At 63.3% G+C, this 24,799-nt stretch carries 26 protein-coding genes; 13 read left to right on the forward strand and 13 right to left on the reverse strand.

Annotated features, from left to right (window positions below):
• Genes ACMC5O_RS03140 through ACMC5O_RS03150 form a run of 3 tightly spaced genes read left to right on the forward strand, consistent with a single transcriptional unit; the run spans window position 1 to window position 2,420 of the window.
• Entirely contained in the window at window positions 1–150 is a 150-nt protein-coding gene (locus ACMC5O_RS03140; RefSeq protein WP_187707752.1) for an aa3-type cytochrome c oxidase subunit IV, read from the forward strand.
• 6 nt (window positions 151–156) lie between these two features.
• Window positions 157–1,293: an NAD(P) transhydrogenase subunit alpha gene (locus ACMC5O_RS03145; protein WP_187707751.1), complete on the forward strand. Its 1,137-nt coding sequence runs from the start codon at window positions 157–159 to the stop codon at window positions 1,291–1,293.
• On the forward strand, window positions 1,290–2,420 hold the full coding sequence (locus tag ACMC5O_RS03150) for an NAD(P)/FAD-dependent oxidoreductase (protein ID WP_426693245.1): 1,131 nt from the start codon (window positions 1,290–1,292) through the stop codon (window positions 2,418–2,420). The genes ACMC5O_RS03145 and ACMC5O_RS03150 overlap by 4 nt, the downstream gene beginning before the upstream one ends.
• Here the strand turns inward: ACMC5O_RS03150 and ACMC5O_RS03155 are convergent.
• From ACMC5O_RS03155 to ACMC5O_RS03165, 3 genes are all read right to left on the reverse strand, one after another.
• On the reverse strand, window positions 2,385–2,867 hold the full coding sequence (locus tag ACMC5O_RS03155; RefSeq protein WP_187707749.1) for a YbaK/EbsC family protein: 483 nt from the start codon (window positions 2,865–2,867) through the stop codon (window positions 2,385–2,387). The genes ACMC5O_RS03150 and ACMC5O_RS03155 overlap by 36 nt on opposite strands.
• Window positions 2,864–3,286 carry a secondary thiamine-phosphate synthase enzyme YjbQ gene (locus tag ACMC5O_RS03160; protein WP_187707748.1) on the reverse strand — a complete coding sequence of 141 codons (423 nt, stop codon included), beginning with the start codon at window positions 3,284–3,286 and terminating at the stop codon, window positions 2,864–2,866. Before ACMC5O_RS03160 ends, ACMC5O_RS03155 begins: the two co-directional genes overlap by 4 nt.
• A gap of 462 nt (window positions 3,287–3,748) precedes the next feature.
• Window positions 3,749–6,046: an EAL domain-containing protein gene (locus ACMC5O_RS03165; protein ID WP_426693246.1), complete on the reverse strand. Its 2,298-nt coding sequence runs from the start codon at window positions 6,044–6,046 to the stop codon at window positions 3,749–3,751.
• A 269-nt stretch (window positions 6,047–6,315) separates the two neighbouring features.
• Between ACMC5O_RS03165 and ACMC5O_RS03170 the strand changes: the two genes are divergently transcribed.
• From ACMC5O_RS03170 to apaG, 6 genes are all read left to right on the forward strand, one after another.
• Complete coding sequence (locus tag ACMC5O_RS03170; RefSeq protein ID WP_187707745.1) at window positions 6,316–6,597, forward strand: NAD(P) transhydrogenase subunit alpha; 282 nt, start codon at window positions 6,316–6,318, stop codon at window positions 6,595–6,597.
• A 3-nt stretch (window positions 6,598–6,600) separates the two neighbouring features.
• Window positions 6,601–8,010, forward strand: a complete 1,410-nt coding sequence (locus tag ACMC5O_RS03175) for an NAD(P)(+) transhydrogenase (Re/Si-specific) subunit beta (RefSeq protein ID WP_426693247.1) — start codon at window positions 6,601–6,603, stop codon at window positions 8,008–8,010.
• 209 nt (window positions 8,011–8,219) lie between these two features.
• Window positions 8,220–8,936 (forward strand): aspartate/glutamate racemase family protein, encoded by a 717-nt coding sequence (locus ACMC5O_RS03180; protein WP_187707744.1) that lies wholly within the window; start codon window positions 8,220–8,222, stop codon window positions 8,934–8,936.
• A 39-nt stretch (window positions 8,937–8,975) separates the two neighbouring features.
• Window positions 8,976–10,919, forward strand: coding sequence for an excinuclease ABC subunit UvrC (gene uvrC / locus ACMC5O_RS03185; protein ID WP_426693248.1), 1,944 nt, complete (start codon window positions 8,976–8,978; stop codon window positions 10,917–10,919).
• A 3-nt stretch (window positions 10,920–10,922) separates the two neighbouring features.
• Window positions 10,923–11,660: a DNA repair protein RecO gene (gene recO, locus ACMC5O_RS03190; RefSeq protein WP_187707743.1), complete on the forward strand. Its 738-nt coding sequence runs from the start codon at window positions 10,923–10,925 to the stop codon at window positions 11,658–11,660.
• A gap of 63 nt (window positions 11,661–11,723) precedes the next feature.
• Window positions 11,724–12,110, forward strand: coding sequence for a Co2+/Mg2+ efflux protein ApaG (apaG, locus tag ACMC5O_RS03195; protein ID WP_187709922.1), 387 nt, complete (start codon window positions 11,724–11,726; stop codon window positions 12,108–12,110).
• Between the two features lie 9 nt (window positions 12,111–12,119).
• Here the strand turns inward: apaG and ACMC5O_RS03200 are convergent, their stop codons facing one another.
• The 4 genes from ACMC5O_RS03200 to rsmI all read right to left on the reverse strand — a co-directional run bounded on the left by ACMC5O_RS03200 (window position 12,120) and on the right by rsmI (window position 15,336).
• Window positions 12,120–12,623 (reverse strand): hypothetical protein, encoded by a 504-nt coding sequence (locus tag ACMC5O_RS03200; protein WP_187707742.1) that lies wholly within the window; start codon window positions 12,621–12,623, stop codon window positions 12,120–12,122.
• A gap of 43 nt (window positions 12,624–12,666) precedes the next feature.
• Window positions 12,667–13,275, reverse strand: coding sequence for a DedA family protein (locus tag ACMC5O_RS03205; RefSeq protein WP_187707741.1), 609 nt, complete (start codon window positions 13,273–13,275; stop codon window positions 12,667–12,669).
• Between the two features lie 4 nt (window positions 13,276–13,279).
• Window positions 13,280–14,242 (reverse strand): glutathione synthase, encoded by a 963-nt coding sequence (gshB, locus tag ACMC5O_RS03210; RefSeq protein WP_187707740.1) that lies wholly within the window; start codon window positions 14,240–14,242, stop codon window positions 13,280–13,282.
• Between the two features lie 257 nt (window positions 14,243–14,499).
• Entirely contained in the window at window positions 14,500–15,336 is an 837-nt protein-coding gene (gene rsmI, locus ACMC5O_RS03215; protein ID WP_426693249.1) for a 16S rRNA (cytidine(1402)-2'-O)-methyltransferase, read from the reverse strand.
• Window positions 15,337–15,461: 125 nt separating this feature from the next.
• Between rsmI and ACMC5O_RS03220 the strand changes: the two genes are divergently transcribed.
• On the forward strand, window positions 15,462–15,779 hold the full coding sequence (locus tag ACMC5O_RS03220) for a hypothetical protein (RefSeq protein WP_187707739.1): 318 nt from the start codon (window positions 15,462–15,464) through the stop codon (window positions 15,777–15,779).
• A gap of 3 nt (window positions 15,780–15,782) precedes the next feature.
• On the opposite strand, the gene hemW is transcribed toward ACMC5O_RS03220, so the two are convergent.
• The 3 genes from hemW to rph are packed head-to-tail and all read right to left on the reverse strand — an operon-like array spanning window position 15,783 to window position 18,237.
• The gene (gene hemW, locus ACMC5O_RS03225; protein ID WP_187707738.1) at window positions 15,783–16,919 is read right to left on the reverse strand and encodes a radical SAM family heme chaperone HemW; all 1,137 of its coding nucleotides are present in this window, start codon (window positions 16,917–16,919) and stop codon (window positions 15,783–15,785) included.
• A complete protein-coding gene (rdgB, locus tag ACMC5O_RS03230) occupies window positions 16,916–17,524 on the reverse strand; it encodes an RdgB/HAM1 family non-canonical purine NTP pyrophosphatase (RefSeq protein WP_246443996.1) in 609 nt (202 codons plus the stop codon). Before rdgB ends, hemW begins: the two co-directional genes overlap by 4 nt.
• Window positions 17,521–18,237: a ribonuclease PH gene (gene rph / locus ACMC5O_RS03235; protein WP_187707737.1), complete on the reverse strand. Its 717-nt coding sequence runs from the start codon at window positions 18,235–18,237 to the stop codon at window positions 17,521–17,523. The genes rdgB and rph overlap by 4 nt, the downstream gene beginning before the upstream one ends.
• 73 nt (window positions 18,238–18,310) lie before the next feature.
• Here rph and hrcA point away from each other — a divergent pair, with 73 nt between their 5' ends.
• Entirely contained in the window at window positions 18,311–19,345 is a 1,035-nt protein-coding gene (gene hrcA / locus ACMC5O_RS03240; protein WP_187707736.1) for a heat-inducible transcriptional repressor HrcA, read from the forward strand.
• The gene (gene grpE / locus ACMC5O_RS03245) at window positions 19,342–19,896 is read left to right on the forward strand and encodes a nucleotide exchange factor GrpE (protein ID WP_187707735.1); all 555 of its coding nucleotides are present in this window, start codon (window positions 19,342–19,344) and stop codon (window positions 19,894–19,896) included. The genes hrcA and grpE overlap by 4 nt, the downstream gene beginning before the upstream one ends.
• Here the strand turns inward: grpE and ACMC5O_RS03250 are convergent.
• The 3 genes from ACMC5O_RS03250 to ACMC5O_RS03260 all read right to left on the reverse strand — a co-directional run bounded on the left by ACMC5O_RS03250 (window position 19,893) and on the right by ACMC5O_RS03260 (window position 24,294).
• Window positions 19,893–21,059 (reverse strand): FAD-dependent oxidoreductase, encoded by a 1,167-nt coding sequence (locus tag ACMC5O_RS03250; protein WP_426693250.1) that lies wholly within the window; start codon window positions 21,057–21,059, stop codon window positions 19,893–19,895. The genes grpE and ACMC5O_RS03250 overlap by 4 nt on opposite strands.
• A gap of 115 nt (window positions 21,060–21,174) precedes the next feature.
• Window positions 21,175–23,769, reverse strand: a complete 2,595-nt coding sequence (locus ACMC5O_RS03255) for a TonB-dependent receptor (protein ID WP_426693251.1) — start codon at window positions 23,767–23,769, stop codon at window positions 21,175–21,177.
• Between the two features lie 126 nt (window positions 23,770–23,895).
• On the reverse strand, window positions 23,896–24,294 hold the full coding sequence (locus tag ACMC5O_RS03260; protein ID WP_187709920.1) for a vgr related protein: 399 nt from the start codon (window positions 24,292–24,294) through the stop codon (window positions 23,896–23,898).
• A gap of 187 nt (window positions 24,295–24,481) precedes the next feature.
• Here ACMC5O_RS03260 and ACMC5O_RS03265 point away from each other — a divergent pair, with 187 nt between their 5' ends.
• On the forward strand, window positions 24,482–24,718 hold the full coding sequence (locus ACMC5O_RS03265; protein WP_187707732.1) for an acyl carrier protein: 237 nt from the start codon (window positions 24,482–24,484) through the stop codon (window positions 24,716–24,718).
• The last annotated feature ends 81 nt before the right edge of the window (window positions 24,719–24,799 follow it).

Consider the following 24,799-nt stretch of genomic DNA (forward strand, 5'->3'; position numbering starts at 1 on the left):
ATGGCGCATGAGGAGCCGTTGCTGAACAATCCGCCGACGCAGGAAGTCGCTCACCACGTGAAGGACTATGAGCGTTTCACGAAGCTGCTGAAGTGGGGCGCGATTGTTTGCCTGGTTATCGCGTTCCTCGTAGTCATGATCATCAGCTAGGCGCCGATGAAAATCGCAGTCGTCAGGGAGACCGCGCCGGGGGAGACGCGGGTCGCCGCAACGCCGGAAACCGTGAAGAAATTCATTGGGCTGGGCGCCGAGGTCGCCGTCGAGACCGGATCGGGTGAGTCGGCGTCGATTTCTGACGCAGACTATGAAGCGGCAGGCGCGTCTGTATCGCCGCGTGCAAAGTCCCTCGACGGTGCCGACCTTGTTCTCTGCATCGGCGGTCCTGATGCCGGCAGCCTGAAGGGCGCCAAGCCGGGTGCGATTCTCGTCGGTGCTCTCGATCCGTTCCGACGCCGCGAGAAGATCGACGGATACGCTTCGGCGGGACTCGAGGCGCTGGCGATGGAATGGATGCCGCGCATCACTCGCGCACAGTCTATGGACATCTTGTCGTCGCAGTCGAACCTCGCCGGCTACAAGGCGGTCGTCGACGGTGCAGCAACTTACGGCCGGGCATTCCCGATGATGATGACTGCTGCGGGCACGATCAGTGCCGCTCGCGTCTTCGTGATGGGCGTGGGCGTCGCAGGGCTTCAGGCGATCGCAACTGCCCGCCGCCTTGGCGCGCAGGTTAGCGCGACCGACGTTCGATCCGCGACCAAGGAGCAGATCCAGTCTCTCGGCGCCAAGCCCATCTTCGTCGAGAATGTCGCGGGCATCGAGGGCGAGGGGAGTGGCGGATACGCCACGGAAATGTCCGAGGATTATCAGAAGGCCCAGGCCGAACTGGTTTCCGGACATATCGCCAAGCAGGACATGGTCATCACGACGGCCCTGATTCCCGGAAGGCCTGCGCCGCGGCTGATCAGCGATGCCCAGCTCGCGACCATGCGTCCGGGCAGCGTGGTCGTCGATCTTGCCGCAGATGCTGGAGGAAACGTCGAGGGCTGCGTCGCGGGGCAGAATGTCGTGAAGCACGGCGTCACGATCATCGGTGCCTCGAACCTTGCCCGGACGCTAGCAGCCGACTCCTCGGCCTTGTTCGCGCGCAACCTGTTCAATTTCCTGTCCGCCTTCTGGGACAAGGAGCAAAACAGGCCGGTGCTTCCGGACGATGACGAGATCGTCAAGGCGATCCGCCTCACGCACGGCGGGAAGGTCGTAAACGAAAGGCTGACGGGCCCGGCGAGTTGAAGTCGAGCGACATCATCGTGATAGGCGGGGGGATTGCGGGGCTTTCCGCTGCCTCGACTCTCTCGAAGCATGCCAGAGTCACCGTCCTCGAGGCCGAGGGAGCAGTCGGTTACCATTCGTCGGGCCGAAGCGCGACGATGCTGCATTATGCGCTCGGCGATCCGCTCGTCCGTGCGCTGACACACGCGAGCCGCGGATTCTTCGAAGCACCGCCGAGGGACTTCACCGACGTCCCGTTGGGACATCGCATGCCGGTGCTGATCCACTCCCGCGAGGATGAGCTCGCCGCTCTGGATCAGCTCGAATCCGCGATCGCGCCGTTCGCGCAGTTGGAGCGCGTAGACGGGGCTGGCATCTGCGAGCTTTGCCCGGTCGTTCGAACTGGCGAGGGCGCCGCAGTCGCGGGGCTGGTCGATCGCAATGGCATAAGGCTCGACACGCATGCGCTTCTGCAGGGACACGTTCGCGCGCTCCGCCAGAACGGCGGTGAAATCGTCACGGTCGCGCGCGCGATTAAAGTGGAACGTTCGGGAGAAGTCTGGACTGTCACGACCGAGCACCGGGACAGCCTCGCTGCGCCCATCCTGATCAACGCGGCTGGCTCTTGGGCCGACGCAGTCGCGACGCTAGGTGGCGTTCGGCCAATTGGTCTTGCCCCGCTTCGCCGCACGATCATCACGTTTGACGCACCGGACGGCGAGGACCTGTCGGGCTGGCCGTTCGCGAAGACAGTTGGCGATGAGCTCTATTTCGCGCCGGAGTCCGGGCGCCTGTTTGCATCGCCGATGGACGAGGGGCCTACCGACCCCTGCGACGCCCAGCCCGATGAATATGAGATCGCGCTCGCGGCTCACCGGATCGAGGAACGCACCACCATGAAGGTCGGCCGGATCCAAAGCCGATGGGCGGGCCTGCGGACCTTTGCGCCCGATCGTCATCCAGTCGTGGGGTTCGACCAGCAGGCCGAGGGGTTCTTCTGGCTCGCGGGGCAGGGCGGTTACGGCCTCCAGACATCCCCGGCCATGGCGCAGATTGCGGAATCCTTGATCGCCGCGACGCCCTGGCCACTCGAAGCGGCCACCGCCGCACAGCTAAGCCCCGGCCGCTTCCTCGGGCAGGCGGCATAGGTCGACCCATTTCTTCCCGACCAGTTCGAACAAGCGGTTGGTCGAAACCTTGACCGACGTGTTCAGCGAACCGCCCGCCGGGTAGACTACGTCGAAAGCCTTTAGCGACTCGTCGACATAGATCGGCAGTTCCGTCGCCAGGCCGAACGGGCAGACGCCGCCGACCGGATGGCCAGTGAGCGCAAACGTCTCCTCTGGCCCAAGCATCCTCGGCCGCGCTCCGAACGCCCGCTTCGACTTCCCATTGTCGAGCCGCGCATTGCCGCGCGTGACCAGTAGAAACGTCTCGTCCCCCGCGCGCACGGCGAGCGTCTTGGCGATCCGCCCCGGCTCGACGCCAAGAGCCTTGGCCGCCGTATCGACTGTCGCCGTGGTCTCCTCGACTTCGATCAGGGTCAGGTCGGGCGCGTGCTTTGCGAGCCAGGCGCGGACGGACCCGAGGCTCATTCGCCGACCAGGTGCAAAGCGATTTGCCGGAGCGACGGCTCGCGGCGATGCTCGAAGAGGTAGATGCCCTGCCACTTCCCGAGCACCATCCGGCCGTCGCCGACGGGGATTGACAGCTGGGTCTGGGTGAGTGCGCTTCTCAAATGCGCCGGCATATCATCGGGACCTTCATCATTATGCGTGTAGAGCGCCGGGTCTTCAGGCGCGATACGGCTGAAATAGGTTTCCAGATCTCGCCGGGCTGCGCTTGCGGCGTTCTCCTGGATCAGCAGCGATGCCGAAGTGTGCTTGCAGAAAATCGTTAGTAAGCCGGTCCCGAAATCCTGATCGCGGACCCAGGAATCGATCTCGTCAGTGATCTCGTGAAGCCCCTGTCGAGGGCCGGAAAGATTCAAAGTCGTGGACGCCTGACGAAGCATTTTGCAGCGTTAGTCGCGCGATTTCGACATTTCCAGCGAATCGGATGGTTAACGAGTCGCGCCGCTGAGTCGGAGATCGGGCGCCAAATCACTTCACCAGTGAGCGGAAGAACGTGGGCTGATTGAAGAGCTGCGCAATAGGACGCACGAAAGCGTCCGATGTTACACGGACGCCTTAGCTAACTAGTTGTAATATGTAACAAAAAACGGCCGCTTAAGAGCGGCCGTTTTCGTTAACCCTGGCTACCAGCGTTGCTCCAGCCTTGGCCGAGGAGCCAGCTCCAGAGACCCTTGGTCTGTGCTTGCTTCTTCATGTTGAACCCCTGTCCTTCGAACTGCGATTCGGCAGCTGACAGGGACGTTAACCCTAATAAAATTGGTTAGCAACAAGTTAACCTTTATTAACGCGCAGTCGTTACTTGGGCAGAACTGCCCTCACATTTGCGTGGAAATTGGGGAGTCTTAGGCGACGCTGGAGCGGCGGTCGGCGGACAGGCGCTTCGTTAGGCTGTCGATACTCATCGGACGGCCGATGATGTAGCCCTGCGCGACGTCGCAGCCCATGTCGACCAACGCGTCGAGCACACCCTGGTGCTCGACGCCCTCGGCGACGACCTTGCGGCCGAGCGAGTGGGCCAGGGCGATCGTCGACTGGACCATCACCAGGTCGCTGCGGTTGTCGAGGATCGTCTTCACGAAGCTCTGATCGATCTTGATTTCGCTGGCCGGGATCTTCTTCAGATAATCGAGAGTCGATAGGCCGGTGCCGTAATCGTCGATGGCGATCGTGACGCCCAGATCTCGAAGCGACGAGAGCATGTCGAATGCCGCCCCGCTGCCAGCGAGTTCGGCCGTCTCGGTCAGCTCAAGAGTAAGAAGGTCAGGCGACAGATGATGGCGAGCCATCATCGCGCCAAGTCGAAGCACGAGACTTCGATCGGTAAGAAGCCGGGCGGAAAGGTTTACGGCGATGCCGAAGCCGGGGTGCTTCCGGTTCACGATCGCGGCAGCGGAAATCGCCTGCTCCAGCACGAAGTCGGTTAGCTTTCCGATGCGATCATGCTGCTCGGCGGCGGCAATGAATTCGGACGCGGCGATCGGCCCCTTCTCGGGGTGAGTCCATCGTGCAAGCGCCTCGGCGCCGACGATCTTGCGCTGCTTGAGGTCGAATTTCGGCTGGTAGGCGACCCAGACCTCGCCCTTGTCGACGGCGCTGTCGAGCTGGCTGAGGATCGACAGTTTCCAGGAAGCGTCCTCAAGCGCTTCCGGATCGTAGTATTTCCACTTGAGGCCGTCGTGCGCGGCTTCTTCCGCGGCGACGAGCGAGCTCGCCAGCCGGTTGGTCAGCGAGCGGCCGCTTCCAATCTCCACGCCGAAGCTGATCGCCAGATCGATCGACTGCCCCTCGACCCGTGCGGGGTTGCGGAACAGCGCGTAGAGCGCCTCGATATGGTTGGCGAAGGGCAGTTCCGGTTCTTCGAACCAGGCGAAGATTCCACCGTCGCCTTCGTACAAAGTACGATCGGGAGCGCCGACGCGGAGGCGCGACACGATCTGGTCGACGAGCTGGCGTTCCTGCTCCGGAGGCAGTGCGGCGGCGATTTCCGCATAGTTCAGCACGCGGGCCGCGATCAGCGCCTTATCGCGGCCAGCCTTGTTGGCCTTCAGCGCGCTCAGGTTCGGCAGACCCGAAACGGTGTTCACTAGCCCACGCTGTTTCCACCGGCGAAGTGCGAGCACGGTCGAAACAACGATGACAGCGAAAAGCGCAGGCGTGACATCGACAAAAATCAGCGCGCTCTCAAGGCCGACCGGAGCAAACAGAAGAAGCAGCACCGCGCTCAGCAGGATCGAGCCAACCTGTCCCGCCGACTTGCGGGTCGCTGCAGCCCAGCAGGCGCCGAGCGCGAGAAGCAGAGGAGCCAGCCAGCCGAAGGACATTGGCCGACCGGACTTCAGTGTCTCGGCTCCGATGATGTGAACGTACGCACCGGCCATCTTCCCCCAGCCGGGAATGAAATACTGATCGCCGATCCCCTCGGAGGCGGTCCCGACGACGACGTCTTTGCCCTGGACCGACTTGGGGTCGAACCGGCCGTTGAGAATGTCTGCCGCCGCAATGACCGGCACCGTCGTCGGGTCGGTCGAGTAATCGGGCATGAAGTCGCCGTTCAGCCGCGAATCCACCTTCGCGAGCTTGGCCGAGAACGATTGAACAGCCTTGCCCTGGACCTTCCTCGAATAGTCGAGGTGCCAGACCGCGTTCTGGTAATTGTACGCAACGCTGATCAGGCCGAGCTCCGCATGCTTACTGAACATTTCGGGAGGCAGCAGGTCGGGGTCGCCGGACCCGGTGATACCGGTCCTCGTAATCCCCGATCGAGTGCTGACTGCAAGGGTTACGTTGCGGGCGTTGCTGACGGCATCGGCCAATTTCGCATCGTCTGTCGAATCGCTCCGGCCGTTAAAGACGATGTCAACGAACGTGCGATTTGCGCCGGCCTGGCTGAGCTTGTTGATGATTTCGGCATGCCGGCTGCGCGGCCAGGGCCAGCGTCCAACTTCTCGCAGCGACCGATCGTCGATCGCCACCAGCACGATATCACCGGTGGCTTTGTGCTGATGAAGGCTGTTGCGGCTCGCCCGCAGCATGTCTTCGGGCAGTTCGCCGGCTCCGATCAGGCCGAAGATGATCGCAGCCACTGCCGTCCAGAGCAGTAGCTTCCAGCTTGGGGCCTCACCCTTTTGTGGCCTGCGCAAGCGCACCGAGCACGAATCCTTCAACTTTCGTGCTTCGGGTCTGCCGAATAAAGGTTATCAAATCGGAAACCGTGACTCGGTTAACGACAAAAATCCTCCTCCGATTTGGCACTGTCCTATCGCTGCCGAATTGTGCATGGTCGCGCCCGGATGACCTGCAATCACAGCGCACCCGTTCCCGTTACCTTCGCTCCAATCCGCCGCGCGCGCGTGCGAACTCGCGCGTTGAAAAGCGAACTTGGCGAACTTCCATTCTCGGAGAGGCCCTGATGGAATTCATCTCGATCCTGTCGATCTTCGTTCTCGCCTGCTTCGTCGGCTATTACGTCGTCTGGTCGGTTACCCCGGCACTCCACACGCCTCTGATGAGCGTGACCAACGCCATCTCCTCCGTGATCATCGTCGGCGCACTGATCGCAGCCGCTGCTGGCGGAAGCCCTTCGTCGAAGTGGCTCGGTCTTATCGCGGTAGCGCTTGCGAGCGTGAATATTTTCGGAGGCTTCGCCGTCACGGCGCGAATGCTCGCCATGTACAAAAAGAAGGAGCGCTAGAGCGTGGAGGCCGTGCACGACACGCCCGCCTGGGTGCTTCTCGCTTATCTCGTCTCCGGCATCTGCTTCATCCTCGCGCTAAGGGGGCTTTCGAGCCCGGTCAGTAGCCAGAGAGGCAATCGCGCCGGCATGATCGGCATGGCGATTGCGGTCGTGACGACACTCGCCGTCCACCAGATTGCGAGCTTGCCCGAGATCATCGGAGCGATGGTGATTGGCGGGGGCATAGGTTTGGTCACCGCTCGCAAGATCCAGATGACGGCGATGCCGCAGCTGGTCGCGGCTTTTCACAGCCTCGTTGGTATGGCTGCCGTGCTCGTCGGCGCGGCTGCGTTCTTGAATCCCGACGCGTTCGGGATCCTGGGCCCTGACGGCATTCTGCAGGTCAGCCGGGTCGAAATGGGCCTCGGCGTCGCTATCGGCGCAATTACGTTCTCCGGCTCGGTGATCGCCTTTCTGAAGCTCAACGGAAACATGTCGGGCAAGCCGATCCTGCTGCCCGGCCGCCATGTCATCAATCTCAGTACGCTCGTCGCGATCCTCGGGCTCATCGCCTATTTCACGCAGGATCAGGCGCCGTGGATCTTCTTCACGGTCATGGCGCTCAGCTTCGCCATCGGCTTCCTGCTGATCATCCCGATCGGCGGAGCCGACATGCCGGTGGTGATCTCGATGCTGAACAGCTACTCGGGCTGGGCCGCGGCGGCGATGGGCTTCACGCTGCACAACAGCGCGATGATCATCACCGGCGCTCTGGTCGGCAGCTCGGGCGCGATACTCAGCTACATCATGTGCAGGGCGATGAATCGCAGCTTCATCTCGGTCATCGCGGGCGGCTTCGGCGGCGATGCAGTGGCGGGCGCAAGTGGCGAGGTCATCGACCGTCCCTACAAGCGCGGCTCGGCCGAGGACGCTGCATTCCTGATGAGCCAGGCCGACCAGGTCATCATCGTCCCCGGCTACGGCATGGCGGTCAGTCAGGCGCAGCACGCGCTCCGTGAGATGGCCGACCTGCTCAAGGAACAGGGCGTGCGTGTGAAATATGCGATTCACCCGGTCGCAGGCCGCATGCCGGGCCATATGAACGTGCTGCTTGCCGAAGCGAACGTCCCCTACGACGAGGTCTTCGAGCTGGAAGACATCAACAGCGAGTTCGCTCAGACAGACGTCGCCTTCGTCATCGGCGCCAACGACGTTACCAATCCAGCCGCCAAGACCGACAAGAGTTCGCCCATCTACGGAATGCCGGTCCTCGACGTTGAGAAGGCGCGAACCGTGCTGTTCGTGAAGCGCTCGATGGGGGGCGTCGGCTATGCCGGCGTCGACAACGAACTCTTCTACCGCGACAACACGATGATGCTCCTCGCCGACGCCAAGAAGATGGTCGAGGAGATCGTGAAAAATATTGGCTGAGTCCGGGGGACTTAGCCATTTCACGATCTGGCAAGAACATCGGTTGATGCCTGCGATAAACGGCTCGGCGCAAACCTGATTCATTTCGCGTAAATTCAGAAGTTTAAGTCTTGCCAATTGCTGCGAGCGCGAGACAATTCGAGAGTCGGAGCCAGGTGTCGCGTCTGCTCCGTTCACGACAGAGCGAGAGTGGGGAAGGGGCAGGCGTCTTGCGCAAGCTGGGGATCATTGGCGGGACGAGCTGGTCCTCGACCGCCCTTTATTACGAGCACATCAATCGGGGCATCGCCCAACGCCTGGGAGGATTCCATAGCGCGCGGCTGACGATCGAGAGCGTGGACTTCGCCGATCTCGTCTCGCTCGAGGACGCAAACGACTGGGACGGCGTCGCCAAGCTCAACGTCGACGCAGCGCAGAAGCTTCAGGCGGCGGGCGCGGAAGGCGTGCTGATCGCCTGCAACACGACACATAAGGTCTACGACGCCGTTGCCGCGAACGTTGACGTGCCTGTGCTGCACATTGCCGACGCGGCAGGCGACAAGCTCGTCGCCGATCGCTTGTCGCGCGTCGCCTTGCTGGGCACGCGCTTCACCATGACCGAGCAATATGTTCGGGGCCGGCTTGAGGTTCGAGGAATCAACCTCGTCCCGATCGAACAGTCGTGGATTACGGAGGTCGACCGCATCATCTTTGAGGAGCTGGCACGGGGACGGGTTGTCCGCGATAGCCAGCGCAAGCTGAAGACCCTCATCACCGAACTTGCGAAGCTAAAGGTGCAGGCGGTTGTCCTCGGCTGCACGGAACTCGTGCTCGCCGTCGACACGCGCGCGAACGTGCTGCCAGTCTACGACACGACCGCGATCCACGCCCGGGCCGCAGTCGAATGGATGCTCACGGAGGAAGAGCAGGCTCGGGCGGCAGCCTGACCCCTCGCGTCAGCACTGGCTAGCGCCTATCTCGTCCGGGTGAGCAAGGCCGACCGTCCCGATCAACCAGGAGCGCAGGAGCGCTTCAACGAGGATCAGGCGACCTATGCCGTACGCGGTGCGGAACAACCGGACCTTGAGAAAGGCGTCGCCGCAATCCGCGAGGTGCTGAAGACGCTGCCAGTCAGGCCTGGTGTCTACCGGATGCAAGATTCTCGCGGGGACGTGCTCTACGTCGGCAAGGCGCGCGCGCTGAGGAACCGCGTAACCAACTACACGCAGGTCGCCCGGCTGCCGAAACGGCTGCAGCGGATGGTGGCCCAGACGCGGTCGATGACGATCGTGACGACCCGAACCGAAGCGGAGGCGCTTCTGCTCGAAGCGCAGCTGATCAAGCGCTTCCGTCCGGCTTACAACGTCCTACTCCGCGACGATAAAAGCTTCCCCTTCATCCTTCTCCGCGAGGACCACGCCTTTCCAAGAGTGCAGAAGCACCGCGGGGCACGGCGGGCGAAGGGTCAGTATTTCGGGCCGTTCGCGAGCGCCGGGTCGGTCACTCGCACGCTCAACGCGCTGCAGAAGCTGTTCCTGTTGCGGAGCTGCTCCGACAGTTATTTCGAGAACCGCTCGCGGCCTTGCCTGCTTTATCAAATCAAGCGCTGCTCGGCCCCTTGCGTCGGCCGCATCAGCGAAGCCGATTATGATGAACTGGTCGACGACGCGAAGAACTTCCTGTCGGGCAAGTCGACCGGCGTTCAGGCTCGCTTGTCGAAGCAGATGGCCGAGGCGGCGGAGAAGCAGGATTACGAGCTCGCTGCGGTCTACCGCGACCGGCTCCGCGCGCTGACTTACATCCAGGGATCGCAGACGGTGCACGCCGAAGGGCTGGGCGATGCAGATGTGTTCGCTCTGGCCTGCAAGGCCGGGACCATGTCGATCCAGGGCTTCTTCATCCGCGGCGGCCAGAACTGGGGCCACCGCGCCTTCTTTCCGGCGCATACCAGCGATGTCCCCGAAGCCGAGGTGATGTCGAGCTTTCTCGTCCAGTTCTATGAGGACATGCCGCCTCCCAAGCGCATTCTCGTCGATCGCGAGGTAGCTGACACCGAGGTCCTCGAAGAAGCGCTGTCGGAGCGAGCAGGGCGTCGCGTCGCGATCGAGATCCCGAAACGCGGCGACCGCAAGAAGCTGCTCGACCAGGCTCGCCGGAATGCGGAAGAAGCGCTAGACCGCCGCCTTGCCGAGGCGACCACGCAGGGCAAGATCCTGCGCGAGCTGGCCGACACGTTCGAGCTTCCGGACGTGCCGAAGCGCATCGAAGTCTACGACAACAGTCACATCATGGGCACGAACGCGACCGGTGCGATGATCGTCGCGGGCCCCGAGGGTTTCCGCAAGAACAGCTATCGCAAGTTCAACATCAAGCGGCCCGAGACGAATCCAGGCGACGATTACGCGATGATGCGCGAGGTCCTCGAACGCCGTTTCGCTCGCCTGGAGAAAGAAGACCCCGATCGGCAGAGCGGCGAGTGGCCTGACCTGCTGCTTATCGACGGCGGCAAGGGCCAGCTGTCGTCGGTCTGCGAAGTGATGGAGGATGCTGGAGTCCACGACGTACCGGTTGTCGGCGTCGCAAAGGGTCCGCATCACGGTCGTGAAGGCCGGGAGGTCTTCCACTTCCCCGGCGGCCGCGAGATCACGCTGCCGCCGAACTCGGCCTTGCTCTTCTACATCCAACGGCTGCGCGACGAGGCGCATCGCTTCGCGATCGGCACGCACCGCGCGAAGAGGGCCAAGAGCCTGACGACGTCGACGCTCGATGATGTCCCAGGCATCGGCCCAAACCGGAAGCGAGCGCTGCTCATGCACTTCGGGACTGCGCGGGCGGTGAAGGGAGCCGCTCTTGAGGATCTTGAGCGCGCACCAGGTATCAGTAAGACGATGGCGCGACAGCTGTACGACTATTTCCACCCGGCCGGCTGACGCGTGAACATCGAAACGCCCGCGATAGTCTGTGCCCTGAGAATGCACGCTGAGCACGGCGCGGTGGTCCGCCTGATGACGCCCGACGATGGCCTTCAGGCCGCCTATGTGCGCGGTGCCCGTGGGCGGCGGATGCGGCCGGTCGTCGTTCCGGGAAACCAGGTCCAAGCTCGCCTGCGCTCGCGGACCGAAGAACAACTGGCGCATGCCGAGCTGGAGCTGGTGCACAGCCGCGCGCCTTTGCTGTCCGAGCCACTTCCGGCTGCGGCAATCGATTGGGTCACGGCGCTGACCGCGACCGCGCTTCCGGAAGGACAGCCCTATCCGCGACTATACGCCGCTCTCGATGCGCTGCTGGCTTTGATCGAGGCCGCACCGTCAGCGCTTGGCTGGGCGAGCCTTCTCGTTCGGTACGAGTTGTTGGTTCTAGCTGAACTCGGTTTCGGTCTCGACCTCGACCGCTGTGCGGTCACCGGCTCGAACGACGATCTGGTGGCCGTAAGCCCGCGCTCGGGGCGTGCGGTCAGCGCAACGGAGGCGGAGCCATATTCGGGAAAGCTGCTATCACTGCCGAAGTTCGTCCGCGAGGGCGGCGCCGCCAACTGGCCGGAAATTCGCGACGGCCTGGAGTTGAGCGGCTACTTCCTCCTTCGCGACGTTCTGACCGGCCGAACGGCTGGGCTCGCGGAAGCGCGCTCCCGCCTCGTTGAGCGCCTTCTTCGCGCGGGCGGCCTCATCTAGCCGTTGTTTGCGGGGCTAACCTGTCTTAGCGTTTCAACCGTGACTGGTCTCGATACGCTCGCGATGCTTTTTCCGAACGTCGCGACGACGCACGGAATCACCGTGCGGGTCGCAGTCAGCTACCTCGCCGAGCAGTCAGACCCTTCGATCAACCGCTGGTTTTGGTCCTATCACGTGCGGATCGAAAATGGCGGCGGTCGTTCAATCCAATTGCTTTCGCGAAGCTGGACGATCACCGACGGACGCGGAGCGGTTCACGAAGTACAAGGCGAAGGCGTAGTCGGCGAGATGCCGCTGATCGCTCCCGATGGCAGCTTCGACTATGTTTCCGGATGCCCGCTCGACACGCCCATCGGGTCGATGAGCGGAAGCTATCGGATGGTCGATGAGGACGGTGGAACTTTCGACGTCGAGATTCCGAAGTTCGCGCTTCTCGCGCCTACGAACTGAGGCGGTGGCTTAGCCGCGTTCTCCGGCGCCCTGCTGAACTGGCGCAGCTTGGTTCGTTCCGAGCGCTGTCCACCTGGAGGCGGAGTTGCAGCTGCTGGTCAGGCTGATCTGCTGACCGGGTTGGAACGGCCGGGAATAGGGCCAGCATTCCTGCGCCGCGCCCGTGGTCAGGCAAAGCTGACCGTTTGCCGCCGCCCACGTCCCCGGGACCGATTTTCCGCTGGAGTCTGGGTTCGCGCGACTCCGCCCGGGTCGAAGAAGACGGTGTTGGTGCCGGCGGATCTCCCGCAAAGATCGCAGCATCGCGGGCGAATTGAGGCTCGCACTGACGAGCGGGAACTCGCGCGGCTCGGCTCCATCGCCTTGAGCTGTTCTGCAACCTCGGTGGAAATCGCCGGCGCGGCGGCGAAGACCGTATGTCCCCCGCTCGACCGTCGCGGCGATGAGCGCGCCGCGGAAGTGCACGAGCGACGGCGCGTAGGAACCGAGGATAAGAACCGTCTTGCCGCTCATGGCTTAACGCTGGCGGGCGACGCCCTCATTTGCAACGGCGGGTCTATTCGCCCTCTTCCACACGAAAATGCGTCCAGAGGCGCCAGAAGTATCCGGCGACGAGCACCACCAGGATCGCGTTGGATGCCGCGCCGACATACTGGTCGATCTCGCTGAAATTCTCGCGCAGCTTGAAGCCTGCGGTCGCGAGCAAAGCGGTCCATCCCGCCGTACCCAGCGTCGACGCGAAGAAGAAGGTCTTGAACCGCATCTTCAGCAGGCCGGCTGGAACCGACACGAGGGACCGTACGGTGGGAAGCAGCCGTCCCAAGAAGACGAAGAACACGCCGTTCCGGCGAAACCAGACCTGCGCTCGCTCGACTTCCTTCCAGGTCATCGTGATCCAGCGGCCGTAGCGCCGGATGAGCGGCTCCAGCCGGTTCACGCCCAGCGCCCGGGCCGCAAGATACCAGACGATGTTGCCCAGCATCGCGCCCGCGGTCCCGCTGGCAACCACGAGCGGGAAGCTCATCTTACCCTCTGCAGCGGCCATGCCCGCGACGGGCATGATCACTTCCGACGGAATCGGCGGGAAAACCGTTTCCAGGAACATCAGGAAGCCGACGCCGAGGTAGCCTGATTGCTCGATCAGGCGGATGACCCAGTCACTCATGCGATCAGGCGCTCCGCCTCAGTTCCAGGCTTGCTTCGATCGCATCCCAGATGAGGCCCGGCGTGTCTGTGCCGTTGAACTTGTCGATGGCGACGATGCCGGTCGGAGACGTGACATTGATCTCGGTCAGCCATCTGCCGCCGATCACGTCGATCCCGACGAAGAGCAGACCTCGGCGCCTGAGCTCCGGGCCCAGGACCGAACAGATTTCCAGTTCCCGCGGCGTCAGCTCGGTCTTCTGGCCCTTGCCGCCGACGGCCAGGTTTGACCGGATCTCGCCTTCGCCGGGTACCCGATTGACCGCGCCTGCGACTTCACCATTGACGAGGACGATACGCTTGTCGCCCTCCACGATCTCCGGAAGGAATTTCTGGATTACGTGCGGCTCGCGATACGTCCGGTTGAACAGCTCTATCAAAGACGCCAGGTTCCGGCCGTCCGAGCTGACCCGGAAGACCGAGCCTCCCGCAAAGCCGTGAAGTGGCTTCACGACAATGTCGCCATGCTCGGCGAGGAAGTGTCTAGCGGCACCGATCGACCGCGTGACCATGGTCGGCGGCATAAAGCGCGCGAAATCGAGGACCCAGACCTTTTCCGGCGAGTTCCGGACTGCCGCTGGGTCGTTGACGACCAAAGTCTCGTCCTGGATCCGCTCGAGCAGGTGCGTCGCGGTGATGTAGCCGAGGTCGAACGGCGGGTCCTGCCGCATCAGGACGACGTCGACGTCCTTGCCCAGGTCGAGGATGGCGAAGTTGCCCTTGCGGAAGTGGTCGCCCGCCACCGGCTGGACCGTCACCTCGTGAGCACCCGCGTAAAGCCGGCCATCCTGCCAGGTGAGGTCTTCCGCGAGATAGTGGAACAGCTTGTACCCGCGCTGCTGCGCGCCGAGCATGATGGCGAACGTTGAATCGCCGGAGATATTGATGCTCTCCAGCGGGTCCATCTGAACGGCTATGCGCAGCGACATTGCCGCCGCCTAATTGACGCCCAAGGCTTTGTCACCCTTGCCAGATGTTCGGGACGTGGCGGGGGAGGCGGCCCGGAACGATGAAGATTGCGTCGATGCGCACATCGTCATCGGGCTTTTGGTAGCGCGCCGTGAGACGCTCCGCCCTCGCCGCCGGGAAAGCTAGCGCGCCAGGCGACGATGCGCCAGCCGTGGAGGCAGAGCCACACGTAGGCGGGTCTCCGCCCCGCGGCCGCGCTTTTCGGCTGCTTCGCGGTTCACTTCGAGAGTTCGAGGGCGCGGGCGTAGGTGCGCTTCCTTGGGACGTTGAGAGCAGCGGCCACCTCGGCTGCCGCGCGCGAAGGGGACATACGCTTCAGCGCCTCGTCGAGTGCGGCATCCAACTCGTCGTCGGTTGCTGCTACACGTTCGGCCGGAGGGCCGACGATGATCACGATCTCGCCCTTGGGCGGATGGTCTGCATAGCGATCCGCAAGCTCGCCCAGCGACCCCGTTACCGTTTCCTCGTGAAACTTGCTGATCTCGCGAGAGACTGCCGCCTCCCGCTGCCCGAGCCCGTCAGCAAGCGCGGCCAGGGCGTCCGCGAGGCGCGGACCGCTCTCATAGAACACCAATGTCGCGCGAACGCCTGCAATCTCCGCAATTGCGTCAGCCCGGGCCTTGGCCTTCGACGGCAGAAACCCCGCGAACAGGAACCGGTCGGTCGGAAGGCCTGCGAGAGTCAGCGCCGCGATCACGGCCGACGGACCCGGCAAGGTATGAACGGGGTGACCGGCTGCCCGGGCATCGCGCACCAGCTTGTAGCCCGGATCGGAAATCAGGGGGGTCCCGGCGTCGCTGACGAGCGCGATGGCCTGCTCGCCCAGCTGTGAAACGATCCTTGCTCGCTCGGCTTCGTTCGTATGATCGTTGTAATTCGCGAGCCGTGTCTTCGCGCCCGAATGGGCCAGCAGCTTGGCAGTCACTCTTTTGTCTTCCGCCAGCACGAGATCCGCGCGCCGGAGCACGTCTGCCGCGCGCGGCGTCAGATCGCCGAGGTTCCCGATCGGCGTCGCAACGATGTAGAGCCCGGGCGGTAGCCGATCTTCGTCCATTCCCGACCGTGCATCGCACCCGCGGTGGCGCCCATGCAAGCTACGTTTAACCCCGTATCGCTAGGCTCTTTTAAACCAGAGAGAATAGGTTCATCTTCAGTACCTAAGGCCTTGGGGAGAGGGTCATGTTCGAGTTGGCGATCGCATCGGCAATTTTTGCGGCGGCGTTTCAGACGGCGGCCGCGGATGGCGCCCGAACCGCGCTCAGGACCTGCATCAAGCAAGCCACCGTCGAAGCAAAAAGCGCGAAGGTGACGAACGACGGCTTCACCGCCTTCGTTCGGCAGAAATGCTCGGCGCAGGAGACGAGCTTCAAGTCAGCGGTCTGGGCGTTCGATTCCAAGAACAAGGTGTCAAAGAAGCAGTCGGAATCCGACGCGGAATTCCAAATCGAGGATTTCCTGTCGATGGCAGCTGATCACTACGCGAACGATCCGCAGTAAGGTCTAGTCCGCGGCAATCTCCGCAAGCACGCGGTCGAGCAGCAGACGGCCCGACGCCGTTGCGCGAAGACGACCGCCTTCGCGCTCCAGATGGCCCGAAGCGAAGAGGCGCTCCACGGCGGGGTCATCGACGACCGGCCTCCCGAACCGATCGGACAATGCTGCGGGATCGATGCCTTCCGACAGTCTCAAGCCCATGACCAAGGCTTCGTCGGCTGCCTCACGCGGATCGAGCATTTCTTCCTCGACCATGCCGTGACCGTTCCGCTTCATCCCGGACAGGAAGTTCTCGGGTTTGCGATGCCGAACCGTGCGCTTGCCGAGCCTCCGTCCGTGCGCTCCGGGTCCCACGCCGGCATAATCGCCGTAGCGCCAGTAGGTGAGGTTGTGGCGGCTCTCCTGGCCGGCACGCGCGTGGTTGCTGACTTCGTATGCCGGGATGCCGGCGGCGGACGTACGCTCCCAGGTCACTTCGTACAGGCCAGCCGCTTCGTCGCAGTCGAGCGGTTCAAACTCGTGCTTTGCGACCATCGAAGCAAATCGCGTCCCCGGCTCGATGGTCAGTTGGTAGAGCGACAGATGCGACGTGCCCTTTTCGAGCGCGCAGTCGAGCGTCTTGGCCCAACTCGTCTCCGTGTCCCCCGGCAAGGCATAAATCAGATCGAAGCTGACGCGCGGGAAGTGCTTCTGGGCGATATCGAGAGCGCGATGTCCTTCGTCGGCTGAGTGAGCTCGTCCGAGGAACGCGAGGGCGGTGTCGTCAAAGCTCTGGAGCCCAAGTGACAGGCGATTGACGCCTGCTGCAGCAAGGTCCGCAAAGCGATCAGCTTCCACTGAGTTCGGATTCGCCTCGAGCGTGATCTCGATGTCTTCCGAGGCCTGCCAGTGCTCGCGCGCACGGCCGATGATGGCGGATACGGTTGCTGGGTCCATCAGAGATGGTGTGCCACCGCCGAAGAAGATCGAGGTCAGGCGCCGGTAGGGGAGCAAGCTCGCTTCGTAGGCGAGGTCGGCGAGCAGCGCGTCGCGCCATTCATTCTGGTCGATGGTCGACCGGACGTGGCTGTTGAAGTCGCAATAGGGGCATTTACTGACACAGAACGGCCAGTGGACGTAAAGCGCCAGAGGCTCGACGGTCACTTCAGCGCTTTCACCAGCTTCCGGAAGGCGTCGGCGCGGTGGCTGATGCCGTGCTTTTCAGCCGGATCCATCTCGCCGAACGTCACCTCGCGACCATTCGCGACGAAAATCGGGTCGTATCCGAATCCGTTGGCGCCGCGCGGCGGCCAGGTCAAAGTGCCATCGACGCGTCCTTCGAAATTCTCGACCTGACCGTCGTTCGGCCATGCGATCGCCAGCGCACAGGCGAAGTGGGCGTCGTGGCCGGCGTCAGGGCCGGCTGCCTCGACCTCGCGCCAGACGCGCTCCATTGCGCGCATCCAGTCGCGATTGCCCTGCTCGTCTTCCGCCCAGCGCGCGGAGAAGATGCCCGGCGAGCCCTGGAGAGCATCGACGCAAAGTCCGCTGTCATCGGCGAGGGCGGGAAGGCCCGAGAGGTCGGCCGCCTCGCGGGCCTTCAAATCGGCATTGTCGACGAACGTGTTCCCGATCTCCTCGGGCTCCGGAAGATCCAAATCCTTCGCGCTTACGCAGGTTATACCGAGCGGTTCGACGAGATCCGCGATCTCTCGAAGCTTGCCCGGATTGTGCGTCGCAATGACAAGCTTGTCGCCGATCGGCCTCACCGGCCGGCGGCCTTGAGCTGTGCGGCGAAGATTTCGGTGCAGCCGATGCGCGCGAGGCGAAGCAGTCTCAACAGGCCCTCTTCGTCGAAGGTTTCGCCTTCAGCCGTCAACTGCGCCTCCACGATCGCGCCGTCGGCGGTCAGGACGAAGTTGCCGTCCGACCCCGCCGTGCTGTCCTCGTCGTAATCGAGATCGAGCACTGCGGTTCCCTGATGGATACCGCAACTGACCGCCGCGACCTGCGTCCGGATGGGATCTTCGGCGACGGACTTAGACGCAATCAGCTTGTCCACCGCGATTCGAAGCGCGACCCATGCGCCCGAGATCGATGCGGTGCGGGTTCCACCGTCGGCCTGGATCACGTCGCAATCGACGATTATCTGCCGCTCGCCGAGTTTCGGAAGGTCGACCACGGCGCGAAGGCTGCGACCGATCAGTCGCTGGATTTCCTGGGTCCGGCCCGACTGCTTGCCCTTGGCCGCTTCACGATTGCCGCGCGTGTGGGTGGCGCGAGGAAGCATGCCGTATTCGGCGGTGACCCAACCCTGTCCTTTACCGCGGAGAAAGGGCGGGACCTTGTCGTCGATCGACGCAGTTACGAGCACGCGCGTATCGCCGAATGAGACGAGGCATGAGCCTTCCGCGTGGCGGGTGAAGCCGGGCTCGAAGGTCAGAGTTCGCATTTGGTCGGGGGCGCGGCCGCTCGGGCGCATTGGGTGCTCCTGATGGTGGATTCGTGGGCTCCCCTAGACCGGGCGGCACGCCAATCCTAGATGCGGGACTGGAATGGCCCAGCATATCGGCGAGCTTAGCGATCGGATGCGCGAGATCTTCGGCCGTGTGGTCGAAGCCTATCTCGAGCGCGGGATTCCGGTTGGGTCAAAGACGCTCACCGGGACCGTGAACTTGTCGCCGGCTTCGATCCGGGGCGTGATGCAGGATCTGGAGGAGCGGGGCCTGCTCACCCATCCGCACACGTCCGCCGGACGGATTCCGACCGAGACGGGGCTGAGGCTGTTCGTCGACGGCATCATGCAGGTCGCTGCACCCGATCCGCGCGAGCGGCGCGAGATCGAGCGGCAGATCGCCCGCGACCAACCGGTCGAGGATGCGCTTGCAGCCGCCTCTGCGGCACTCTCAGGACTGTCGCAGGCGGCGGGCGTGGTCCTGGCTCCGAAAAGCGAGATGCGGCTGAAGCAGCTTGGACTGGTGCCGCTCGGGCCGGATCGCGCGCTGGCCGTACTCGTCGGCGCCGACGGGAATATCGAGAATCGGATCGTCAATCTCGACGGCGTGACGAGTTCGGAAGCGCTGAACGAGGTCACCAACTTCATCAATGCGCGCCTGTCCGGGCTGACGCTTCAGGAGGCGCAGGCGCGGCTCCTGGCGGAAATTCGCGACCGCCGCGAAGCGCTGGATCGCGCCGCCGCCGAGTTGATCGCATCGGGCCTCGCCGCCTGGAGCGAAGATCACGCGCGGCGCCCAGTGTTGATCGTCCGCGGGCAGGCGAACCTGATCGACGACAATGCCGCGGCCGACCTCGAACGCGTTCGAAGCCTGCTTGAAGAGCTTGAGAACAGGCAGGAAATCGCCCGCCTGCTCGAAGGCGCACGCGATGCTCCGGGCTGCCGTATCTTCATCGGCAGCGAGAACCGGATGTTCGCCCTTTCGGGCTCGTCGGTGATCGCCGCGCCTTATCGCGGGAGCCAGGGCGACGTTGTCGGCGTTGTCGGCGTCATCGGCCCCACGCGCTTGAACTACGCGCGCGTCATCCCAATGGTAGACTTCACGGCGAAGGCCCTTACGAGACTGATGGCATGAACGAGAACGACGACAAACTTGGAGAAGAAGCGGAGGAAATCCGCCGCGAAACCGCTGAAGGCGCGCCCGAGGTCGCCGAGCACGACCGCGTTGCGGAGCTCGAAGCTGCCCTGGAGGAAGCGAACAGCAAGGCGCTTTACGCTGCCGCGGAAATCCAGAACGTGCGCCGCCGGCTGGAAACGGAAAAGCAGCAGGCTGCGAACTATGCGACCACGCAGTTCGCTCGCGACATGCTCGCCATCAAGGATCACCTCGAACGGGCTCTCGACGCGGTGTCTAAAGAGCTTCGGGACGACAAGGTGGCAAGCAGCTTCCTCGCGGGGATGGAATCGACTGCGCGCGAGCTGGAGGCGGTCTTCACCCGTCACGGCATCACCCGCATCGCCGCCCTCGGCGAGCAGCTGGACCCGCACAGGCACCAGGCGATGATGGAGATCCCGGACGGGGACGCCGAACCGGGCACGATCGTCCAGGAAATGCAGCCCGGCTACATGCTCAAGGATCGCCTGCTGCGGCCCGCGCTCGTCGGGGTGGCTCGCAAGCCCGACTAATGGACCTCGCGGTGCTGGGTCTCGCCCTTGGTGGAGAGGCTGAAGCGCGGTTCTTCCTTCAACGCTCCGAAGAGGCGCGAAGCGGCATAGCGTCCGACCTCCGGGCCGTGCTTGAAGCCGTGTCCTGACCCGCCGCCGACGAGCAGCACGTTCGACAGGCTTGGGTGCGTGTCGATCAGGAAATCGCCGTTCGAGCTGTTCTCGTACTGACAGACTTCCGCTCCGATGAGCGGAGCATTGCGCAATCCCGGGAAGCGGCGGTCGCGGAAGGCGATGATCTCGTCGAGAGCCGCCTGCGTAGGGCGGCGATCATGCGTATCCGGATCGACTAGGACGCCATGCTTGTCATGGGCGAACTTCGCCCCGCGGTTCTCGAGGTCTGGGAACCCGTAGAAGATGTCCCCGTCGTTGAAGTCCGCCCATCCGGGCATCGCTTCGGGAGAATAGCTTTTGTCGCCGGCCGGCTTTGCGAAATAAAAGACTTCCTGACGGGTGGCGAAAATCTTCTTGCCGAGCACATCTGGGAAGATTTTCGGCAGCCACGGACCGAGCGCGAAGACATAACGGTCCGCCATCAGGGTCTCGCCCGACTGGAGCTTAACGCCATTGAGCCTCGAGCCGCCCGCGTGAATAGGTAGTGCAGACCCCAGCCGACATTCGCCGCCGGCCCGGACGAAGCGGTCGACGAGCGTTTGCACCGAACGCCGCGCCATCAGTGCACCGAACTTCGCCTCGAACAGACCGAACTCGATCCCGGTGAAGTCGATCATCGGGAAGCGGCGCTGCATCGTCGCACGGTCCATCTGCTCGATCGGCAGGCTGAGCTGCTTGTGCACTTCCATGCTGCCGCGGAAATAATCGTCTTCCACAGCGCTGAAGAACAAAACTCCGCACGGGATGAGGATTGGCAGTCCCGAGACTGCGCTCAGCGCCTGCCATTGCGGGAGGCTCTCGGACGCGAACCGCGTGTAGATCGCGTCCTTGCCGTACGCGGCGCGGGTCAGGCGGGATTCGCCTCCGGACGAAGCCCGGCTGTGCGATGCGCCCCAAGCGTCGATCAGGGTAACTCGGTGCCCGGCATTCTGGAGGTGATGAGCGGTCCAGGAACCGAACACGCCAGCCCCTACAATGGCGACATGCTCACCCTTCTTCCCTTGTGCCATCGCCGAACTCCCAGCCGCCAAAACGGCAGCGCCGCCCGCCCCCTGTAGGAGCGAGCGGCGCGATACCTTGAACTTCGGCTTGGCTGAAGCTTCGCCGTTGCTCATCCCAGTCCGATCAACCGCGTTCCGGAGCCGGTGGCGGCGGCGGAGGAGGAGGCGGCGGAACCGGGCAGGCCTCGGTCGCCAGGATCACCGATCCGTCCGCGCAGGTCTGCGTCGCCGGAGGCGGCGGAGGCGGCGGGGGCGGAGGAGGCGGCGGCGGAGCCGCTACCGGCGGTGCTTCCCTGAACTTGTACCGGGCGGTCAGGCCGATCGTACGAGGGGTTCCGATGTTGTAGCCGATACGGGCGCGCATGCCGCGCTCGCGGTCGAATGACAGCTTCGGGTTCGTGTCGAACAGGTTTTGGACGTAGGCGACGAGCTCTAGGCCACTGTCCCATTCGATTCCGGTCGACAGGTTGACCAGATTGTATGCCTTGAGCCTCAGCGAGCCGAAGTCGTTGACGCCCGAGCCGAAGTCGCCGGTGATCGGATCGTAGAACAAGGCATTGCCGACGAAGCCGGCACCAGGCTCCTGGTCGCTCGGCTGCGTGTATCGGCTGCCGACGTACTGATAGCTTGCAGTCGCATACCAATCGGCATTGTCGCTGAAGCGCGTGCCATAGGTTGCGCTCGCAGCCAGCTGGTATTTCGGAACGGTCGGCAGGCGGTTGCCCTTCCGAATGCCGGTCCGGGTTGCCAACGGTTCAGGCACGGTTGAGTCGAACTCGGCGCTGACGATGCTGCCCGCAAGCGAGAGCTCGAGACCCGGTGCCGGATGCGCCGCAAACTCAGCCTCGAAGCCCACCGTATGGGCCTTCGGAACGTTGAGCACGATGCGCGACGAGCAGCTTCCGGCGTCCACCGTGACCTGCAAATCCCTGATCTGGCTGGTGAAGGCCGCCGCATTGAACGTGATGCCGCGACGCTGATACTTCACGCCGGCCTCGTAGTTCCACAGCGATTCATCGTCGTACGAGTTCGACTGGAATGGGCCGTAGATGGAAACGTCCTGCGCGCTGCAGAGCGGGAGGTTGAGCGGATCGTTGATGCCGCCAAGCCGGAAGCCCTTCGCCGCCTGGACGTTGACGCTGAGATTGTTGGTCGGCTCCCACGTCGCAATCACGCGCGGGTTGAAGCCGTTCGACTTGGTCTTGTCGCCGATGCGGGTGTCGCCGTTGGCGAAGATGCCGCCCGAGATGAAGTCGCGGGTTTCTTTGAAGTCGTAGTAGCGTCCGCCTGCGGTCAGCTTGAACTGGCCGAAGTCGTAGCTCGCTTCGCCGAACAGGGCGCCTTGCTTGATGTCGTATGGAAGGTCGGCGTTGTACGGCGAATCTGCCGGGAAGCCGTTGCGCGTGTCCGCGATATCTACTCCCGGCGCGATCACGTCGAGGAAGTCCTGACCGAACTCATCTGAGCCCGGAGTTGGGAGCCGCTGGGCATACTTGCGGTCGACCTTCGAATAGAATCCGCCGAAGACCCACTGGAACGGCCCGCTGCCGGTTGAGGCGAGGCGGAGTTCCTGCGTCCACGTCTTCAACTTGGTGGTGTCGCGGAGATTGGAGGCCAGATCCGCGCCGCCGATCGCAAGGGGAGCGGCGCCCGCGAACGAGACATAGACGGAGGCCGTGAGCGCCGATGCGTCGCGGCTGACCAGGATGTCGCGATTGATGTAGCTGGTGACCGAGGTGAGCTCGACGCCGCCAAGGTCGACGGCTGCCGTCAGGTCGGCGAGGAGCGTGTCGTCCTTGAACTTCTCGCGAAGCCGCAGGTACTGCTTGCGTTTTCCGATCAGGTCGCCGCCAGTCGTCGTGAACTGGTTGTCGAAGAGGTTGTAATGCTCTTCGCGGTTGAAGCCGTCTGCCCGAATCTGCTGGTAGACGACGCGCGGCGTGATGCGGATATTCGCCGTGGGTTCCCACAACACCGCAACGCGGCCGCCGACGCGGCTGCCGTCGTTGATATTCTTTCCGCCGGCGGGGCCGGCCGCGTCGATGAAGCCGGCATATTTGGTGCCGTAGGCGACTGCGCGTAACGCGGCGGTGTCACCCAAAGGCACGTTGATCGCGCCCTTCATGTGATAGCCGATGTCGCTTTCGTCGACGGTGTTGATATTGGCCTCGACCAAGCCCTCGGTCGTGCCGAGCTTCGGCTGGTTGGTGATGTAGCGGATGGTGCCGCCGACCGATCCCGAACCGAACAGAGTGCCCTGAGGGCCGCGAAGGGTTTCGACGCGGTTCAGATCGAAAAGATCGAGGTCGGGTGTGAACAGCGAGAGCGAGATCACGCTCTCGTCGAGATAGACGCCGACCTGCTCCTTCACGCCCGGCTGGTCGCGGACGATTTGGCCGGCCGAGACGCCGCGCACGGAAACCTGGCTCTGGCCCGGCCCGAGGTTTTGGACGGTGAGGCCCGCGATGTTGCGGCTCAAGTCCTCGATAGTCTGGGCGTTCGCGCGCTGGATGTCCTGCTCGGTCTGTGCGTTGATCGAGAAGGGAACGTCCTGGACCGTCGTGGCGCGCTTGGTCGCCGTGACGATGATTTCGTCGCCCTGCATGTCTTCGGGCTGGTTTGCCGCTTGCGCGGTCGCCTCCGGAGCGGTTTGGGCGAATGACGGTGTTGCGAGTGCGACGGCAGCGGTGCCGACGAGAAGAATTGCCGAGCGGCGCATAGAAAGCCCCCTTTGTTTGCGCGGACCCGTAATGATTAGGCGGAACGGCCGTGTATGGGAACCGAGGCTAACAAATGTGTCAGCTTTGTCCCCTCTGTGTTGCTGCCGGGTGACACGGCAATTTTCCTAGTAAAACGGCAGGATTTCGCGCGGCGGGCAGATGGTCAGCGCGCGCCCATGGTCGGCAAGAAAGCGGTGGCGGACGATTTCGGCTTGCTGCTCAAGGCCATAGTCCTCGAACCGCCGTCCGGGCTCGAGGTCGTAGCCGTATCTGCAGAACGGATGGCGCATGAGCGGAAGGTAGAAACGCCCGCGCTTCTGAGTCTGCCACACGTGGGTCAATTCATGGATGAATAGGCCTTGCCGATGGAGCGGCTCGCGCGAGAAATCCTCGGACCAAAGGTCGGAATGGGGATGAAAATGGATGTTGCCCATCGGAGCCATCGCCACGCTCTGGGGCTGGAACGGCCACCACTTGCGCCGCACCATCCTTACGCGGCCGTAGTCGATCGCGTCGCCGAACATCGATCGGGCGAGCACGATTTCGCCGGGTGTCAGCGGTCGTGAGGCATTCCCTCCGTTCAAGCGTTCATCCCTCAATCCAGCCCTCCGTAGCGTCCACGGGCAGTAGCGGAACCCTGATTTGCGCTACTTGCCGGGAAACAACTGCGGGGCTAGGGCAGGCCAAAATCAGAAAACGGAGGAATCTTCCATGAGCGAGACTGCCGATCGGGTGAAGAAGATCGTCGTCGAACATCTCGGTGTCGAAGCTGACAAGGTTACCGAGGACGCGAGCTTCATCGACGATCTCGGCGCCGACAGCCTCGACATCGTCGAGCTGGTGATGGCGTTCGAAGAGGAATTCGGTGTCGAGATTCCCGACGATGCAGCCGAGAAGATCAGCACTGTTAAGGACGCGATCGACTATATCGAGCAGAACAAGGGCTGATCGGGTCCGATAACTGCCGCCGCTGCATTTGATGCTGGCGGTACGAACGGCTTCCCGCAGCCTGTCGGGAGGCCGTTTGTT

The sequence above is a fragment of the Sphingomonas sediminicola genome, assembly GCF_049991885.1.
In the GTDB taxonomy this organism is placed as follows: Bacteria; Pseudomonadota; Alphaproteobacteria; order Sphingomonadales; family Sphingomonadaceae; genus Sphingomicrobium; species Sphingomicrobium sediminicola.

What these genes read in the sequence shown, in the direction of transcription:
- ACMC5O_RS03200 (WP_187707742.1), bottom strand. Translation starts at nt 12,623, where the DNA reads ATGAGCGGCAAGACGGTTCTTATCCTCGGTTCCTACGCGCCGTCGCTC.
- apaG (WP_187709922.1), top strand. Translation starts at nt 11,724, where the DNA reads ATGCTTTTTCCGAACGTCGCGACGACGCACGGAATCACCGTGCGGGTC.
- ACMC5O_RS03255 (WP_426693251.1), bottom strand. Translation starts at nt 23,769, where the DNA reads ATGCGCCGCTCGGCAATTCTTCTCGTCGGCACCGCTGCCGTCGCACTC.
- grpE (WP_187707735.1), top strand. Translation starts at nt 19,342, where the DNA reads ATGAACGAGAACGACGACAAACTTGGAGAAGAAGCGGAGGAAATCCGC.
- ACMC5O_RS03220 (WP_187707739.1), top strand. Translation starts at nt 15,462, where the DNA reads ATGTTCGAGTTGGCGATCGCATCGGCAATTTTTGCGGCGGCGTTTCAG.
- ACMC5O_RS03155 (WP_187707749.1), bottom strand. Translation starts at nt 2,867, where the DNA reads ATGAGCCTCGGGTCCGTCCGCGCCTGGCTCGCAAAGCACGCGCCCGAC.
- hrcA (WP_187707736.1), top strand. Translation starts at nt 18,311, where the DNA reads ATGGCCCAGCATATCGGCGAGCTTAGCGATCGGATGCGCGAGATCTTC.
- rsmI (WP_426693249.1), bottom strand. Translation starts at nt 15,336, where the DNA reads ATGGACGAAGATCGGCTACCGCCCGGGCTCTACATCGTTGCGACGCCG.
- ACMC5O_RS03265 (WP_187707732.1), top strand. Translation starts at nt 24,482, where the DNA reads ATGAGCGAGACTGCCGATCGGGTGAAGAAGATCGTCGTCGAACATCTC.
- ACMC5O_RS03145 (WP_187707751.1), top strand. Translation starts at nt 157, where the DNA reads ATGAAAATCGCAGTCGTCAGGGAGACCGCGCCGGGGGAGACGCGGGTC.
- ACMC5O_RS03205 (WP_187707741.1), bottom strand. Translation starts at nt 13,275, where the DNA reads ATGAGTGACTGGGTCATCCGCCTGATCGAGCAATCAGGCTACCTCGGC.
- ACMC5O_RS03140 (WP_187707752.1), top strand. Translation starts at nt 1, where the DNA reads ATGGCGCATGAGGAGCCGTTGCTGAACAATCCGCCGACGCAGGAAGTC.
- ACMC5O_RS03260 (WP_187709920.1), bottom strand. Translation starts at nt 24,294, where the DNA reads ATGTTCGGCGACGCGATCGACTACGGCCGCGTAAGGATGGTGCGGCGC.
- ACMC5O_RS03170 (WP_187707745.1), top strand. Translation starts at nt 6,316, where the DNA reads ATGGAATTCATCTCGATCCTGTCGATCTTCGTTCTCGCCTGCTTCGTC.
- ACMC5O_RS03250 (WP_426693250.1), bottom strand. Translation starts at nt 21,059, where the DNA reads ATGGCACAAGGGAAGAAGGGTGAGCATGTCGCCATTGTAGGGGCTGGC.
- gshB (WP_187707740.1), bottom strand. Translation starts at nt 14,242, where the DNA reads ATGTCGCTGCGCATAGCCGTTCAGATGGACCCGCTGGAGAGCATCAAT.
- rph (WP_187707737.1), bottom strand. Translation starts at nt 18,237, where the DNA reads ATGCGCCCGAGCGGCCGCGCCCCCGACCAAATGCGAACTCTGACCTTC.
- ACMC5O_RS03160 (WP_187707748.1), bottom strand. Translation starts at nt 3,286, where the DNA reads ATGCTTCGTCAGGCGTCCACGACTTTGAATCTTTCCGGCCCTCGACAG.